16 protein-coding genes are annotated in these 14,570 nt (G+C 61.5%); 7 read left to right on the top strand and 9 right to left on the bottom strand.

The window, feature by feature from the left end:
• Positions 1–44: 44 nt before the first annotated feature.
• Both ACMA5I_RS13405 and ACMA5I_RS13400 read right to left on the bottom strand, forming a co-directional pair.
• Entirely contained in the window at positions 45–773 is a 729-nt protein-coding gene (locus ACMA5I_RS13405; RefSeq protein ID WP_525886783.1) for a Crp/Fnr family transcriptional regulator, read from the bottom strand.
• Positions 774–966: 193 nt separating this feature from the next.
• Positions 967–1,407, bottom strand: coding sequence for a tellurite resistance TerB family protein (locus ACMA5I_RS13400; protein ID WP_525886782.1), 441 nt, complete (start codon positions 1,405–1,407; stop codon positions 967–969).
• Between the two features lie 187 nt (positions 1,408–1,594).
• Here ACMA5I_RS13400 and ACMA5I_RS13395 point away from each other — a divergent pair, with 187 nt between their 5' ends.
• Complete coding sequence (locus tag ACMA5I_RS13395; protein ID WP_525886781.1) at positions 1,595–2,242, top strand: hypothetical protein; 648 nt, start codon at positions 1,595–1,597, stop codon at positions 2,240–2,242.
• A 17-nt stretch (positions 2,243–2,259) separates the two neighbouring features.
• Here the strand turns inward: ACMA5I_RS13395 and pyrG are convergent, their stop codons facing one another.
• The gene (pyrG, locus tag ACMA5I_RS13390) at positions 2,260–3,906 is read right to left on the bottom strand and encodes a CTP synthase (RefSeq protein ID WP_525886780.1); all 1,647 of its coding nucleotides are present in this window, start codon (positions 3,904–3,906) and stop codon (positions 2,260–2,262) included.
• Between the two features lie 110 nt (positions 3,907–4,016).
• On the bottom strand, positions 4,017–4,538 hold the full coding sequence (secG, locus tag ACMA5I_RS13385) for a preprotein translocase subunit SecG (RefSeq protein WP_525886779.1): 522 nt from the start codon (positions 4,536–4,538) through the stop codon (positions 4,017–4,019).
• Between the two features lie 275 nt (positions 4,539–4,813).
• Between secG and ACMA5I_RS13380 the strand changes: the two genes are divergently transcribed.
• On the top strand, positions 4,814–5,512 hold the full coding sequence (locus tag ACMA5I_RS13380; RefSeq protein ID WP_525886778.1) for a hypothetical protein: 699 nt from the start codon (positions 4,814–4,816) through the stop codon (positions 5,510–5,512).
• A gap of 116 nt (positions 5,513–5,628) precedes the next feature.
• Here ACMA5I_RS13380 and ilvC read toward each other — a convergent pair whose 3' ends face one another.
• Positions 5,629–6,651, bottom strand: a complete 1,023-nt coding sequence (gene ilvC, locus ACMA5I_RS13375) for a ketol-acid reductoisomerase (RefSeq protein WP_525886777.1) — start codon at positions 6,649–6,651, stop codon at positions 5,629–5,631.
• Positions 6,652–6,777: 126 nt separating this feature from the next.
• Between ilvC and ACMA5I_RS13370 the strand changes: the two genes are divergently transcribed.
• Together ACMA5I_RS13370 and ACMA5I_RS13365 are read left to right on the top strand one after the other, a co-directional pair.
• Positions 6,778–7,236: an Lrp/AsnC family transcriptional regulator gene (locus tag ACMA5I_RS13370; protein ID WP_525886776.1), complete on the top strand. Its 459-nt coding sequence runs from the start codon at positions 6,778–6,780 to the stop codon at positions 7,234–7,236.
• Positions 7,233–7,688 (top strand): Lrp/AsnC family transcriptional regulator, encoded by a 456-nt coding sequence (locus tag ACMA5I_RS13365; RefSeq protein WP_525886775.1) that lies wholly within the window; start codon positions 7,233–7,235, stop codon positions 7,686–7,688. Before ACMA5I_RS13370 ends, ACMA5I_RS13365 begins: the two co-directional genes overlap by 4 nt.
• Positions 7,689–7,756: 68 nt before the next feature.
• Here ACMA5I_RS13365 and ACMA5I_RS13360 read toward each other — a convergent pair whose 3' ends face one another.
• Together ACMA5I_RS13360 and ACMA5I_RS13355 are read right to left on the bottom strand one after the other, a co-directional pair.
• Positions 7,757–8,920 (bottom strand): FAD-dependent monooxygenase, encoded by a 1,164-nt coding sequence (locus ACMA5I_RS13360; RefSeq protein WP_525886774.1) that lies wholly within the window; start codon positions 8,918–8,920, stop codon positions 7,757–7,759.
• Positions 8,917–9,555 carry a pyrimidine 5'-nucleotidase gene (locus tag ACMA5I_RS13355; RefSeq protein WP_525886773.1) on the bottom strand — a complete coding sequence of 213 codons (639 nt, stop codon included), beginning with the start codon at positions 9,553–9,555 and terminating at the stop codon, positions 8,917–8,919. Before ACMA5I_RS13355 ends, ACMA5I_RS13360 begins: the two co-directional genes overlap by 4 nt.
• A gap of 196 nt (positions 9,556–9,751) precedes the next feature.
• Between ACMA5I_RS13355 and ACMA5I_RS13350 the strand changes: the two genes are divergently transcribed.
• The gene (locus ACMA5I_RS13350) at positions 9,752–10,375 is read left to right on the top strand and encodes a GntR family transcriptional regulator (protein ID WP_525886772.1); all 624 of its coding nucleotides are present in this window, start codon (positions 9,752–9,754) and stop codon (positions 10,373–10,375) included.
• A gap of 6 nt (positions 10,376–10,381) precedes the next feature.
• Here the strand turns inward: ACMA5I_RS13350 and ACMA5I_RS13345 are convergent, their stop codons facing one another.
• A complete protein-coding gene (locus tag ACMA5I_RS13345) occupies positions 10,382–12,091 on the bottom strand; it encodes a glycosyltransferase (protein WP_525886771.1) in 1,710 nt (569 codons plus the stop codon).
• Between the two features lie 69 nt (positions 12,092–12,160).
• Entirely contained in the window at positions 12,161–13,318 is a 1,158-nt protein-coding gene (gene carA, locus ACMA5I_RS13340) for a glutamine-hydrolyzing carbamoyl-phosphate synthase small subunit (protein ID WP_525886770.1), read from the bottom strand.
• 146 nt (positions 13,319–13,464) lie between these two features.
• On the opposite strand from carA, the gene ACMA5I_RS13335 reads away from it, so the two are divergent.
• Both ACMA5I_RS13335 and ACMA5I_RS13330 read left to right on the top strand, forming a co-directional pair.
• Positions 13,465–13,926 carry a GatB/YqeY domain-containing protein gene (locus ACMA5I_RS13335; RefSeq protein WP_525886769.1) on the top strand — a complete coding sequence of 154 codons (462 nt, stop codon included), beginning with the start codon at positions 13,465–13,467 and terminating at the stop codon, positions 13,924–13,926.
• Between the two features lie 92 nt (positions 13,927–14,018).
• Positions 14,019–14,525, top strand: coding sequence for a hypothetical protein (locus ACMA5I_RS13330; RefSeq protein ID WP_525886768.1), 507 nt, complete (start codon positions 14,019–14,021; stop codon positions 14,523–14,525).
• Positions 14,526–14,570 lie beyond the last annotated feature (45 nt).

Raw genomic sequence — 14,570 nt, 5'->3', positions numbered from 1 at the left:
CGGCACTCTAGGCCGGGCGGGGAGGGAAGGCTAGTCCGCGCGGATCAGACGATGGGGCGGCCCGAGAAGATGTAATCCGGCACGTCCTGCACGAGATCTTCGAGACCCTTGCGGTCCAGAACTTCCAGCGCGCTGTTGCGCCAGTGGATCAGGTCCTGTTCGCGGAGTTTGCGCAGGCTTTTATTGGTGTGGACGAGGGAGATCCCGAGGGCGGCAGCGAGGTCCGACTGCTTGATCGGCAGGCGCATCGTGTTGCCATCGGTGAGGTTCGCGGCCTCGGCCCGGCGGAAGATGTAATAGAGCGTCGCCGCGAGGCGGTCCGGCCCGCGCCCATGGCCCGCATTGGTGCCAAGCCGCGCCATGATGTTCAGCTCCAGCGCCGACAGCCAGGACAGCTTCTGCACATAATCGGGCACCAGCGCGGCGAGCTGCGGCAGGGCGGAGCGGGGCAGGGACAGCACTTCAAGCCGGGTCAGCGCGGTCACCGAGTAACACATCGGATCGTCCGACACATATTGCAGCCCGGCGAGATCGCCCGGAAACAGCAGACCCAGAAGCGTGCTGCCTGCCGGGCTTTCCATGCTGGTTTGCGCCACACCGGAGATGATGGTGTAATAATTGGGATCGGCCTGACCCTGTGTCAGAAGATCGCTGCCGGGGTCGATGGACAGGGTTTCGCGCCGGCATTTTTCAAGGAAATGTCGCGCCGAGGGCGGCATTGTGGCGAAGGGTGGTGAAGTAACCATCCGGTCATATTCACTTTTTAAGTCCATCATTATCTCTTTAAACGCTCCAATGGTTTCAGAGTGAAACCGTTAGCAAACTCCCTTAACAACTGACAACAATGTTAACTAAAGGATGGTTAAAATTTTAAGTGACGTGGCGTCACTCTATGGAGAAAAGCTCACATTTGCAACAAATTTGCCGATGCAGATCAAAATGTTCAGGTTTTGAACAGTTTTGGAATTAAATTTTTTTCATTGCGCGCTGGCGGGCCATTCCGCTGTCCGGATCTGACACACCCAAGAGGCTGACAACGAGTCGCAGGAAGCCATCTTCCTCAGAATCGCGATTCCCGTCGGAGAGCGCCACCGTCCAGAGCGATTCGACGAGATGGATTCGCTCCTCATAAGGCACGGCCTGTTTCAGCCGGTGGGTGAAGCGCTGTGTGTCGGGCGCTTCGGTCTCGAACCGCTCGCCTTCGGTCAGCAGATCCTGCGCGCCAGCGGCGTCCAGATCGTAATTTTCCCGCAAGACCCCGAGGATCGAGCGTTTTTCAGCCTCAGCATAATGTTCATCCGCGCGCGCCAGCCGGACCAGAAGCGCCGCAAAGGCGACTTTTTCATCCGCCACATCCAGGCGGTCTTCGGTGTCATTGGCCAGCATCCGGCGCAGCGCTTCAAACATAAGGTTTGCCCACAGTAATAATTCTACATCATAGTTACGCTATAACTTGTTCGTTTCAATATCGATTGTGAAGACACCGCGCTAAACGAAACGATGATTTATGAGAGGAGAAAAATTGCCTATATTGAAAATGCAAAATCAGAAAATATGATAATCGAATTTGGTGAGACGTCCCCTAGGAGGAATGATGAAAAATAGATTACATGCAGCTTTCGCGGCAATTTCCCTAGGATTGCTTCCATCGAATGTCCATTCGCAAGATGTTCAATTGGATTGGTTAAGAACCGCTGGCGTCGCCTGTGGTGGGGGTCTTGAGATTCAAGCCCAGGGAGAAATCGAGGCCTTCCTACTCAAGGGTTTACGTGCTGCGAATGTATCTGGTGAAGGTAGATACAGACAAGCTGATGTAGAAGCGCTCCTTAAGCAATTTGAGGATGAAGAACGGCAACCGATTTATGGACAATACGTGAATTGTTTGCTCACTTTAATGCAAACAGCAAACGATGTGACCGGCCTTCCACCACGTGAAATTACGCTAAGTAGTCCTATTGCAGTTGCAGAGCTTGAAATTGTGTCACGCGGAGATCGGTTTGTGATGGGGGTGGGAAACACGATAGCACTAAAAGATTATTCGCTAATCATGTCACTTGATGAGGTGCGAAATTGGAACGACAAAAGACGTATTGACGGCGTCATTTCAGATTCGCAGTCAGGAAAAAATAGTCATTTTAGTGTCAATCAAGGCGAAACAATTAAGCTGTCAGATACCTGTGTTTTGGTTCCGTTCTCTGTGGATATAGAAGAACAAAACGCGTCATTTATCTCAAATTGCTAGAGGTTTAGAGGGCAATATTAAACCAGTCTCGATTGTTCCATGGCAGCCCGGACAAAGTCGCGGAAGAGCGGGTGCGGGTCAAAGGGTTTCGACTTCAATTCCGGGTGAAACTGCACGCCAATATACCACGGGTGATCGGGCAGCTCGACAATCTCGGGCAATTTGCCGTCGGGTGACATGCCGGAGAAGGCGAGGCCGCTGTCTTCCAGCTTTTCCGCATAGCGCTTGTCCACCTCATAGCGGTGGCGGTGGCGCTCGGAAATGGCGGTGTCGCCGTAGATTTCCGCCACTTTGCTGCCATCCTCCAGCTTGGCGTCATAGGCGCCGAGCCGCATGGTGCCGCCCTTGTCATCCTTGACCGTGCGCTGGACGGTGCGGTTGCCCTCAAGCCATTCTTTCAGATGATACACCACCGGGGTAAAGCGCTTCGCGCCCGCCTCATGGTCGAACTCTTCGGAGCCCGCATCTGTGATCCCGGCGAGGTTGCGCGCGGCTTCGATCACCGCCATCTGCATCCCGAGACAGATGCCGAAATACGGCACCTCACGCTCGCGGGCGAAGCGGGCGGCGCGGATCTTGCCTTCGGTGCCGCGCTCGCCAAAACCGCCGGGGACCAGAATGCCGTGATAGCCTTCGAGCAGCGGCGCAATGTCCTCATGGGTGTCGAAATTCTCGCTGTCGATCCACTCGGCGCGGACCTTCACGCGGTTCGCCATCCCGGCATGGGTCAGCGCTTCGGCGATGGATTTGTAAGCGTCCTCAAGCTGGGTGTATTTGCCGACAATCGCGATGCGAACCTCGCCATCGGGGTTCTCGATCCGGTCGGCCACATCTTCCCACATCTCCAGATTGGGTTTCGGGGCAGGGGCGATCCCGAAGGCGTCCAGCACCGCCTGATCCAGCCCCTCGGCGTGATAGGCGAGCGGCGCTTTGTAGATGCTGTCGAGATCCATCGCGGCGATCACACTGTCCGGGCGGACATTACAGAAAAGCGCCAGTTTCTCGCGCTCTTTCTGGGGGATCGGTTGCTCGGAGCGGCAGACCAGCACGTCCGGCGCGAGGCCGATGGACCGCAGCTCTTTTACAGAGTGCTGCGTCGGCTTGGTCTTCAGCTCGCCCGACGCTTTGATATAGGGCAGCAGGGTCAGGTGCATGAAGATACACTGCCCGCGCGGCTTGTCCTGTGCGAACTGGCGGATGGCTTCGAAGAAGGGCAGGCCCTCAATGTCGCCGACGGTGCCGCCGATCTCGCAGAGCATGAAATCCACCTCATCCTCGCCGATGGACAGGAACTCTTTGATCTCATTCGTGACATGCGGGATGACCTGAATGGTCTTGCCCAGATAATCGCCGCGGCGCTCTTTCTCCAGCACGGTGGAGTAGATGCGGCCCGAGGAGACGGAATCGGTCGCGCGGGCCGGAACACCGGTGAAGCGCTCGTAATGGCCGAGATCGAGATCGGTCTCCGCGCCGTCATCGGTCACGAACACTTCGCCATGCTCAAAAGGGCTCATCGTGCCGGGATCGACATTGAGATAAGGGTCCAGCTTGCGCAGGCGGACCGAATAGCCGCGCGCCTGAAGGAGCGCACCGAGCGCCGCCGAGGCCAGACCTTTGCCCAAGGAGGAGACCACGCCGCCGGTGATGAAAATATATCGTGCCATCCGGAAAACCCCGCGTAAAAAAACTCTATTACCACGGGACTCAAGACATAAACCGCCCCCGGGCTGGACGCAAGGTCCAGCCCGCCCGTGACGGGACGTTTGCTGTCGATTTAGTTGGTGGTGGTCTCACCGGGTGCCGGAGCGGCGGCGTCATCGGTCGCCGGAGCGGCCGCATCATCCGCTGCCGGAGCGGCCTCCGTTGCCGGGGCTTCAGGCGCGGCGGGCGCGTCCTCAACCGCCGGGGGCGGGGCCACCGTATCGGCGCCGGTTGCGGGCGTCTCTTCTGCCGGTGCGGTGGTGTCGCCAAGCGGCGGCGGTGTCAGAAGATCGCTTTCCGAGCCGCCCCCGATGGGCGTTTCCGCCGGGGTGCTCGCGCCCTGATCGATGATCGAGCCGCCATTCGAGCCGGTCGCCGCCAGAATGGTCAGCGTCACCGAAGTGCAGAAAAAGCCTATCCCGAAGATCCATGTGAGCCGCGTCAGCGCCGAAGCCGCCTGACGGCCCGACATCACGCCGCCGCCCGCGCTGCTCGACCCCATGCCAAGCCCGCCGCCTTCGGAGCGCTGCAAAAGCACCACGCCGATGAGGCAGAGTGTCAGGATCAGATGGATGATGAGGATGATATTCTGCATCGTCGGCCCTTATTTCGCTTTGCGCCCCAGATAACGATGCGGGCCGCAAATGAAAAGGGCCATTCACAATTGCGGCGCGCTTGAATGACGCTGCCCAAAAATTCGCCAATGATCCCAGCGGTTTCGTGCCGATACCGTGACGCGTGCGTCAAAACTCACAGCTTCGTTGCTTGTGTTCATCACACGTTAACCTTTATTAAGTGTTTAAGGGTGAGAGAAATCAGACACTCCGTCCAGCGGGGCGGGGCATTTGAAGAAAGTTATAGGTGGAAGATATGATGCACACTCTGAAAGCTTCCGTCGCCGCGATTCTCGTCGCGGGGTCAGCTTCGGCTGCGACGGTTGATTTCGAATCTCTGGGCGCTGAACTGGGCGAAACCGGCACCATTACCGATGCCGCGCTCGCGGATTACGGATTCACGCTGCGCATCAACGACAGCGAGCTGGCCACGATTGGTCAGACCGGCGGTGAGCGCACCTCGTTCTATGGCGTGAACAGCATCGATAATGGTCATGACAGCCTTTACGGCATCTATGCCCGCAATATCGGTGACTATTTCGTCTCCAGCACCGAAGCGCTGACACCCGATGATGGCGTGACCCTGTCCATTCTCTACGATGACGCGCAGTCGTTCTTCGGCATCGACGTGATCGACGTGGATATGGGCGAGTCCTACGAGATCAGCTTCTACGACGCGGCGGGCGCTCTGCTCGGCTCGCAAACCGTGGATGGCGGCTCGGCAGGCGCGGGCAATGGCGCGGCGGTGAGCTTCAGCGAAGTTCGCGACACGGCAGACATCGCACGGGTCGATATTCTCGGCCAGCGCGGGCGCAACCGTCTCTTCGGCTTCGGCTTTGACAATATCAGCTATGATTTTGGCTCGGTCGCACCGGTTCCGATCCCGTTCTCGGCAGCGCTGCTGCTCGGCGGTCTCGGGGCGCTCGGTGTGGCGGGACGTCGCCGCAAAGCCTGAGATTTGCACAGATAATAAGAGAAGGGCGCCCGTTGCGGCGCCCTTTTTCATAGGCGCATCCCCACGAAAAAGGGGCGCATCGCTGCGCCCCTTTCGGTTAGCTGGATCCCTCGCGCTCAGTTGCGCGACTTGTCCACCATCCGCTTATCCGAAATCCACGGCATCATGTCGCGCAGCTTCTCGCCGACCTGCTCGATCTGATGCTCGTCGTTCAGACGGCGGGTTGCCTTGAAGAAGGGCTGACCCACGGCGTTTTCCTGCATGAAGTCACGCACGAATTTGCCGTTCTGAATATCGGTCAGAACCTCTTTCATCCGCGCCTTGGTCTCCTCGTAAGGCAGAACGCGCGGGCCGGAGACATATTCGCCATATTCCGCCGTGTTCGAGATCGAGTAGTTCATATTCGCGATACCACCCTCATAGATGAGGTCCACGATCAGCTTCACCTCATGGAGACACTCGAAATAGGCCATTTCCGGCTCGTAACCGGCTTCCACCAGCGTCTCGAAACCCATGCGGATCAGCTCGACAAGGCCGCCGCAGAGAACCGCCTGCTCGCCAAAGAGATCGGTTTCGCATTCCTGGCGGAAATTGGTCTCGATGATGCCCGAGCGCCCGCCGCCGATGGCCGAGCAGTAGGAGAGGCCAATGTCTTTCGCCTTACCGGTCGCGTCCTGATGGACCGCCACGAGGCAGGGCACACCGCCGCCTTTGACGAACTCGCCGCGAACGGTGTGGCCGGGGCCTTTCGGGGCCATCATAATGACGTCGACGCCTTCTTTCGGCTCGATCAGGCCGAAATGCACGTTCAGACCATGGGCAAAGGCAATCGCCGCGCCGTCTTTCAGGTTGTCATGGACATATTTCTTATAGGTGTCCGCCTGAAGCTCATCGGGCATGGTGAACATGATGACATCGCACCATTTCGCCGCCTCTTCGATGCCCATCACCTGTAGGCCTTCGCCTTCGGCCTTGGCTTTCGAGGGCGAGCCGTCACGCAGCGCCACAACCACGTTTTTCGCGCCGGAATCGCGCAGGTTGAGGGCATGGGCATGGCCCTGCGAGCCATAGCCGAGAATGGCGACTTTGAGGTCTTTGATGAGGTTCACATCGCAATCGCGATCGTAATAAACGCGCATGGTCGTCTCCTTATTTGATGAGGGGACCATGACAGGCGCGGCAGGTCTTGGCGATTATGGATCTTGCATAAATTTCGGCAATATGCGTAAAAATCATTCGTTATTTATCGGCAAGTGAGAAAATCTATGCAAATCGACTCGTCGGACCGGCATATCCTCCGCCTTTTACAGGCCGATGCGGGGCGCTCCAACCAGGATCTGGCGGCGGAGACGGGGCTCTCGGCGGCGCAAATCTGGCGGCGGATCGAGAAGATGGAGCGGGCGGGCGTGATTGCGGGGCGCGAGATCACGCTCTCGCCCGCCGCGCTTGGCTATCCGCTGGAGGTCAGCTTGCGCATCACCCTCGACAAGACCCGCCCGCGCGCCTTTGACGAATTTCTCGCCGCCGCCCGCGCCGTGCCGCAGGTGGATATGATCCAGACGCTGCTTGGCTCCGTCGATCTGCGCCTCTCGGTCCGCGCCCGCGATCTGGCGGATTACCAGCGCATTTACCGCGAGGAAATCCTGTCACTTCCGCATCTGGCGGAGGTCGAGGCGCTGATGTCGGTGGCGGATGTGAAGCGCAGCGAGGCGCTGCCGCTATGACCGATCTCGACGATCTCGACCGCGCGCTCTTGCGCGCCGCCCGGTCGCTCGGCTCGCTGAATGCGGGGCAACTGGGGGAGAAAGTCGGCCTCTCGCAACCCGCCGCATGGCGGCGCTTGCGGCGGTTGCGGGAGATCGGGGTCATCACCGGCCAGCATGTGCGGGTCGATGCGGAGAAGGCGGGGTTCGGGGTGACGGTCCTCGTCGGCGTCAAACTCGCCGCCCGCGGGACCGCCGTGATGGGCGATTTCGAACGGGCCGTTCAAGCCATTCCCGAAGTGCTGGTGGTCCAGCACGTCCTTGGCCTTTTCGATTACCGCCTGCGCATCGTCGCCCGTGATCTGGAGGATTTCGAGCGGATCCTGCGCCGCCGGGTCATGACGCTGCCGGGCGTCGGCGCGGTGGAATCCAACATTGTTTTGAGCGAGGAGCGCCGCCCGCTGCCGATCTAACGCGCCGGGTCAGCCGCGCGCTTGCCCGACCATTCCGCACCCGGCGCGCTGCGGTGTCTCGCCTGGGATCACCCGCGCCCGAGGCGCATGACGAGCCGTTTGAGCGGGGTCACACTGTCGAGCAATTTCAGCCCGCTATTGCGAAGATCGCGCAGGGTTTGGCTCTCGGCCATGGAGGCGCGGTTGAGCATGTCGATCCCGGCGACGCGGGCGCGCAGTTCCGGCCAGCGCTTCATGTGATAGCGGCGCAGGAGAGCGGGGCTGCCAATGTCCTCGCCCGCCTCCCGCGCGGCGAGGGTGAGATCGAGCAGCACTTCCACATCGCCAATGCTCATATTGAGACCCTGCGCGCCAATGGGCGGCACGGCATGGGCGGCTTCGGCGATGAGGGCGACGCGCGGGCCGTCGAGCCGGTCCGCAAGGCGGCTGATGATCGGGAACTGGCCGCGCGCGCTCGTCACGCGCAGCGGTCCGAGGACGAGGCAGGAACGGGCGTTGACGGCCTCCTCAAAGGCCGCGTCGTCCATCTCCATGAGCCGCGCCGCTTCCGGGCCGCGCTCCATCCAGACCACAGCGCTATGCGGCACCCCGTCCTGATCGCGCATCGGGACCAGCGTGAACGGCCCGCCGGAGCGGTGAATCTCCGTCGAGCGATTGTCATGGGGCAGCTCATGGGCCACCGTGAAGACCAGCGCTTTTTGTCCGTAATGCCAAGTCTTTGCGCCGATGTCTGAAAGCGCGCGCGTCGTGGAGTTCCGGCCATCTGCGCCGATGACGAGGCGGGCGGCGATTTGCGTCTCGCCGAGGCTGGCGATCATGCGATTGCCTCGCGGGGTGAGGGCGCTGAGACCCGCCGTGACGAAACGGATGTCGGGCAGATCGGTCAGCGCCTCCTTCAGCACCTTGTTGGGAATGTTCCAGCCGAAAGGCTCGTCGCCGATCTCACCGGAGTCGAACTGCGCATCGGTGCGGCGGATATTCTCCGCGCCGCCCGCATCAATGATCCGCATCTCATCGAGCGGCGCGGCAATCGGGGCGAGACGGTCCCACAGACCCGCGCGTTTCAGAAGGCCGACCGAGGGCGCGAGAAAGGCCGTCGAGCGCAGATCGCCCGGCGGCGGCGCGGCGTTCGGGTCCGCCAGCGTCACGTCGAAGCCCTCGGCGTGGAAGGCGGCGGCGGCGATCCGGCCCGCCGGACCCGCGCCGCAGATCAGAATATCGGTCTCGATCACAGCAAAGCCTCCAGAAAGCCGGTCAAATCATCGGTATGGGCGGTCAGAAACGGCGGATGCGCCGCCGGGCCGACCAGCACGGTTTTCATCCCCCGCCGGTCCGGCTCGACGAGGTTTTTGGGATCATCCTCAAACATCGCGCCCGCAGAGGTGTCGATCCCGGCGGCGCCGAAAATCGCGTCATAGGCGGCGCTGTCGGGCTTGGGGCGATAGGCCGCATCCTCAAGGGCGTAAACGGCGTCGAATGTCTCGCTCAGCCCGCGCGCGGCGAGAACCCGGCCCGCATGATAACGCCCGCCATTGGTCATGACGATCTTCTGGCCGGGCAGGGCGGCAATCGCGGCAGCAAGGCGCGGCGCGGGCGCGAGACCGGCGAGGTCGATCTCATGCACATCGCGCAGGAAATGATCGGGATCGACGCCGTGATGCATGACGAGACCCGCGAGCGTCGCCCCGTGATCGCGCCAGTAGCGGGTGCGCAGATCCATCGCCTCGGTCGCGGCGATGCCGAGATGGCGGACCATATAATCGGACATGCGCGTCTCGATCTGGTCGAACAGCCGCGCCTCGATGGGGTAGAGGGTCTGGTCGAGATCGAAGACCCAATGACGGATGGGGGCAAACTCCTTACGCATGGATCAGATGTAGGGATGCGCGGGCGGCGGGTCCAGTGGCAAAGCAGCGGGTCCGGCGGTAGCGTGCGGGCGGGCCCCCGCATGCCCGCTGCGGTGTAGGCGGCGGCGCGGAACGCGGGCGCGCGATAAATTGCTGGCGCTTTGCGGCGGTTCCGGTTTAGCGTCGGGATATGATTGTCGACCATCGTATCCCGTTATGAGCCAGACCGACGCCTATAGTCTTGTCCTGAGCCTCATCGAGCGCGGCGAGTTTCAGCCCGGCGACCGGCTTGTGGAGTCCGAGCTGGCCGAGCGTCTCGGGGTCTCGCGCACGCCGATCCGCGAGGTGCTTCAGCGGCTGGAGACGCAAGGGATGCTGCGCCGGGACGGGCGCTCTCTGGTGGTGGCTTCGCTCAGCCATGACGAGCTGGGGGAGCTTTACACGGTGCGCTCGGAGCTGGAAGGGCTGGCGGCGCGGCTCGCGGCCCGTCATGCTGCGCCCGAGGAGATGCGGGTGCTGCAACAGCTTGTCGATGAGGACCGCGCGCGGGTGGATGACCCGATGGCGCTGGCCCAGTCGAACCGTCGCTTTCACCACCAGATCCATCTGGCGAGCCATAACCGCTTTTTGATCCGGCAGCTTGAGATGATCCGCCGCTCCATGGCGCTGATGTCGAGCACGTCGCTCTCGGCGGAAGGGCGCGGCGCGGCGGCGCTGGCGGAGCATCAGCGGATCGTCGATGCGATCACGGCGCGGGATGAGGATGGGGCGGCGAGCGCCATTCGCAAGCATCTCAGCACAGCATTCGAGACACGGCTTCGGCTGGGCACGGAGCCTTAAGCGGGCTCAGGGCTCGTCGAACCCGGTGCCGAGACTGCGGCCATGCTCGGTTTTGTCCCAATAGAAGGGTTTGGTGAAAAGCTCGAACAGGGCCTTGTATCCGGCGAGCGCGCCGAGCGGCCAATAGAACGGCAGCGAGAACACCCATTTGACGAGATGCCGCCGCTCCTTGGCCCAGACGGCGCGGAGCGCGACGCTGACCATGGTGATCTGTCCGGCGAGGAGCGCCCCGTAAAAGAATGCCAGAACCGGGCCGGGCAGATGGTCCCACGGGACGAGGCCAAGGCCGAAAAACCCGGTCCAGAGCACCCAGAAGAGCGGCGTTGCGAGATAGGCGGCGATTGCGCCCATGAAGAGGATCTGGAAGGCGCAGAACCCCTTCGGCCCGAGATCATGCCAGAGCCGCGCCGGGTCGCGCATATGGGTGGCCCATGTCATCGCATAGCCCTTGAGCCAGCGGGAGCGTTGTTTCACCCATGGAAGCGCGCGGCAATTGGCTTCCTCAAAGGTGGTCGTCGGCAGCACGTCGCAGCGATAGCCGCGCCGGACGAGGCGCATCCCGAGATCGGCGTCCTCGGTGACGTTATGGGCGTCCCATGCGCCGATCTCCTCCAGCACGGTGCGGCGGAAAAACACGGTGGTGCCGCCGAGCGGGATTGGCAAGCCGAGGCGTTGGCAGCCATGCAAAAGCACCCGGAACCAGATCGCATATTCGATGGTGAAGCAGCGCGAGAGCCAGTTTTGCTTGGTGTTATAGAAGTCGAGAAACCCCTGCACGCAAGCGACTTCCTCATCCGCATGGGCGAGATAGGCGGCGACGCGGCGCAGTTGCGAGGGCTCGGGCCGGTCCTCGGCGTCATAGATCCCGACGATCTCGCCGCGGCAGAAATGAAGCGCGTAGTTCATCGCCCGCGGCTTGGTGCGCAGCGTGTCTTCGGGCACGGAGATGATTTCCACCCAATCGGGCAGCGGCTCGCCCGCCAGCGCCGCATGGGTGATGTCGTCGTCATTCTCCAGCACCAGTTTGATGTCGAGCCGGTCCTTGGGATAGTCGAGCGCGCTCACCGCCTCCAGAATTTGCGAGGCCATGCGCTCCTCCCGCAGGAGCGGGATCAGCACGGAGATCACCGGGACATCCTTATAGCCTGCGATCATCGGCACATCTTCGGGCAAATTCGCGTCCCCCGCCCAGCCAGCGATGAGGGCGGTGCCGCGCATGAGTGTGGTGGCGAGGCTCAGGAGCGCCAGCACGATCAGCATGGCGGAGATCACCGCATAGGGGAGGGCGTAGAAGAGAACCGCAAAGCCCGCCACGGCCAGCAGCCCCTTGCCCCGAGACAGCCCGCCCTGCAGGCTGCGGCAACTGTCCGCCTCGGGGCAGCGCTCGCGGGCGTTTTGGGCCAGTTCCGGGCCGAAGGCGAAATGCAGCACATGGCGCAGATCATCCGGCGCGCAGCGGGTAAAGACGAGATCGTCGCGCCCGTAATGGGCCTGCGCCGCGCGGATGCCGGCGGGACGGTCCACGCTGACGACCAGCTCGCCGCCGAGTTTGCGCCAGGGTGTGAAGCCGTTTGCGAGCAGATGATAGGGGTCTTCCGCCGCCAAAAGCGCGCCATCGGGCGGTACCATACCAAGCGAGACAGCGGTCAGCCCGTCCAGCGGATCATCGCTTGGCGGCAGGTCAGGGGCGCTGTGCAAAGGCACGACCGTGGACATGGGAGCCTCCCTCGGGTTCCCATGATCCATAACCCACTTAGGGTAAACAGAGTTTTAACCGAATCGCGGTCAGCTCAAGGACTGGACGAACTTCTCGAAGAGGTAAAAGCTGTCCTGCGGGCCGGGGCTGGCCTCCGGGTGGTACTGCACCGAAAAGACCGGACGGTCGGTCATGGCGATCCCGCAATTGGTGCCGTCAAAGAGGGACACATGGGTTTCGCGCACGTTTTCAGGCAGGGTTTGCGCGTCCACGGTGAAGCCGTGGTTCATCGAGGTGATCTCGACCTTGCCGCTTTCCAGATCCTTCACCGGATGGTTCGCGCCGTGATGGCCGTGGCTCATCTTGCGGGTTTCGGCCCCAAGGGCGAGCGCCAGAAGCTGGTGGCCGAGGCAGATCCCGAACACCGGCATCTGCGATTTTTCCAGAACCTCGCGGATCGCCGGAATGGCATATTCGCCGGTCGCCGCCGGATCGCCGGGACCGTTGGAGAGGAACAGGCCATCCGCCTCTTCCGCCAGAATATCCGCCGCCGTGGCGGTGGCGGGCAGCACTTTGACCGCCACACCCGCCGAGGTCAGGCAGCGCAGAATGTTCCGCTTTGCGCCGTAATCAATGGCGACGACTTTCTTCGTGGTCTGAGGCGCGGTGAAGCCCTCCGGCCAATGCCAGCGCCCTTCGGACCAGTCATAGGCGCTGTCCGTCGCCACTTCTTTCGCAAGATCCGCCCCCACAAGCCCGTTAAAGCCGCGGGCGCGTTCCTTCAGCGCCTCAATGTCGAAATTCCCGCCCGGATCATGGGCAATCGTCACATGCGGCGCGCCCGCAAGCCGGATCGCACGGGTCAAGCGGCGCGTATCGACACCGCCAATCCCGATCCGGCCCCATTTCTCCAGCCAAGCGGGCAAATCGCTCTCCGCCCGCCAATTTGACGGTTTGGTCGGCAATTCGCGGGTGATCATCCCGAAGGCAAAAGGCTCATCCGCCTCCTCATCCGCCACATTCGCACCGACATTGCCGATATGGGGGAAGGTGAAGGTGATGATCTGGCCCGCATAGGACGGATCCGTCATCACTTCCTGATATCCGGTCATGGCGGTGTTGAAGCAAAGCTCCCCGGTCGCCGTGCCCGCCGCGCCGAAGCCATAGCCGTAAAAGACCTCTCCGGTGGCCAGAACAATTGCGCCGGTCGCTGTGTCGCGGCCGGATTTCGGGCTTGTCGTCGCCATGGCTGTGCCTCTCTCTCATCGGGATCGGATGGGTCATAGGCGAGGCGGGGCTGCGGGTCAAGCATAACGGTTATGCCGCATGGCCAAGCTGTCACGGGCTTGTCATAATGCGATTTGATCCCTATATCGCCCCCCTTGAAAGGATCATGCCAATGCGTAGCCAGATCAATACACAGATGAAAGAGGCCATGAAGGCCAAGGACAGCCACCGTCTCGGGACGCTGCGCCTGATCAATGCGGCCATCAAGGATCGCGATATCGCCGCGCGCACCCATGCGTGTGACCGCGACGGTGTGTCCGATGCCGAGATTCGCGATGTGCTGGCCAAAATGATCAAACAGCGCCGCGACTCGATCAAGGTCTATGAGGAAGCGGGCCGTCTCGACGCCGCCGATCAGGAAGCGCGCGAGATCGACATTATCGCGGAGTTCCTGCCCAAGCAGCTCTCGGAAGACGAATCCGGTGCGGCCATCGACGCCGCCATCTCGGAAACCGGGGCCAGCTCGATCCGCGATATGGGCAAGGTGATGGGCGCGCTGAAAGAGAAATACGCGGGCCAGATGGATTTCGCCAAGGCCGGCGCGACGGTGAAGCAACGCCTCGGCTGATTTTTGCCGAAATGCAGGTTTAAAGCCCTCGGAGACGGCTCTCCGGGGGCTTTTTCTTGATTTTATTAAAAATATATATTTCGCTCACATCCATGAGAGCATGGATCGCACCCCTCCTGAGCCTCGCGGGCCTCGCCGCCTGTGCGCAACCCATCGGCAACGCGCTTTACGCCGAGGACCGGTTGACCCGTATCCACGACGAATTGTTGGCGTATTACCCCAGCCGCCGCAGCCCGTCACAACTGGGTGCGCTCCGCGATTTCGCCGCTCGCTTCCCTGATTTCTGCCGGAGCGATGAGACCATGGTCGCCTGCACTATCGCCCGCCCGGTCACGCTGACGGTGGCGGGCGAAGAGGAACCCGGCTGGCGCATCGTCGGCGCGATGGAAACCACGAATGGCCTGCGCTGCGGCCTCGAAGGGCAGGGACCGGACGCCAAACCCGACGCCTATATCCCCGAACTCGCCTTCCTCAACCTCGACATCTCCCCGCCGGGCTGGACCACCCAATCCGACACCACCCGCATCATGATCCCCGCCGAAACCAAGCGGATCCGGCATCTGGCCGAAGTGGGGCATTTTGTGGATGGGTGTGGGTGATCTTATTGACATTAGCTTAATTAATATCAAAAGTTCAATTTGTTA

The organism is Jujubicoccus corallicola (genome assembly GCF_047345645.1).
Lineage (GTDB): Bacteria > Pseudomonadota > Alphaproteobacteria > Rhodobacterales > Rhodobacteraceae > JBLEFH01.
Note: the sequence above shows the minus strand (reverse complement) of the source record. Positions and strands in the feature narration are given on the sequence as shown.

Excerpts from the sequence above, each read along its gene's own strand:
- ACMA5I_RS13405 (WP_525886783.1), bottom strand. The coding sequence starts at position 773 with ATGGACTTAAAAAGTGAATATGACCGGATGGTTACTTCACCACCCTTC.
- ACMA5I_RS13400 (WP_525886782.1), bottom strand. The coding sequence starts at position 1,407 with ATGTTTGAAGCGCTGCGCCGGATGCTGGCCAATGACACCGAAGACCGC.
- ACMA5I_RS13395 (WP_525886781.1), top strand. The coding sequence starts at position 1,595 with ATGAAAAATAGATTACATGCAGCTTTCGCGGCAATTTCCCTAGGATTG.
- pyrG (WP_525886780.1), bottom strand. The coding sequence starts at position 3,906 with ATGGCACGATATATTTTCATCACCGGCGGCGTGGTCTCCTCCTTGGGC.
- secG (WP_525886779.1), bottom strand. The coding sequence starts at position 4,538 with ATGCAGAATATCATCCTCATCATCCATCTGATCCTGACACTCTGCCTC.
- ACMA5I_RS13380 (WP_525886778.1), top strand. The coding sequence starts at position 4,814 with ATGATGCACACTCTGAAAGCTTCCGTCGCCGCGATTCTCGTCGCGGGG.
- ilvC (WP_525886777.1), bottom strand. The coding sequence starts at position 6,651 with ATGCGCGTTTATTACGATCGCGATTGCGATGTGAACCTCATCAAAGAC.
- ACMA5I_RS13370 (WP_525886776.1), top strand. The coding sequence starts at position 6,778 with ATGCAAATCGACTCGTCGGACCGGCATATCCTCCGCCTTTTACAGGCC.
- ACMA5I_RS13365 (WP_525886775.1), top strand. The coding sequence starts at position 7,233 with ATGACCGATCTCGACGATCTCGACCGCGCGCTCTTGCGCGCCGCCCGG.
- ACMA5I_RS13355 (WP_525886773.1), bottom strand. The coding sequence starts at position 9,555 with ATGCGTAAGGAGTTTGCCCCCATCCGTCATTGGGTCTTCGATCTCGAC.
- ACMA5I_RS13350 (WP_525886772.1), top strand. The coding sequence starts at position 9,752 with ATGAGCCAGACCGACGCCTATAGTCTTGTCCTGAGCCTCATCGAGCGC.
- ACMA5I_RS13345 (WP_525886771.1), bottom strand. The coding sequence starts at position 12,091 with ATGTCCACGGTCGTGCCTTTGCACAGCGCCCCTGACCTGCCGCCAAGC.
- carA (WP_525886770.1), bottom strand. The coding sequence starts at position 13,318 with ATGGCGACGACAAGCCCGAAATCCGGCCGCGACACAGCGACCGGCGCA.
- ACMA5I_RS13335 (WP_525886769.1), top strand. The coding sequence starts at position 13,465 with ATGCCAATGCGTAGCCAGATCAATACACAGATGAAAGAGGCCATGAAG.
- ACMA5I_RS13330 (WP_525886768.1), top strand. The coding sequence starts at position 14,019 with ATGAGAGCATGGATCGCACCCCTCCTGAGCCTCGCGGGCCTCGCCGCC.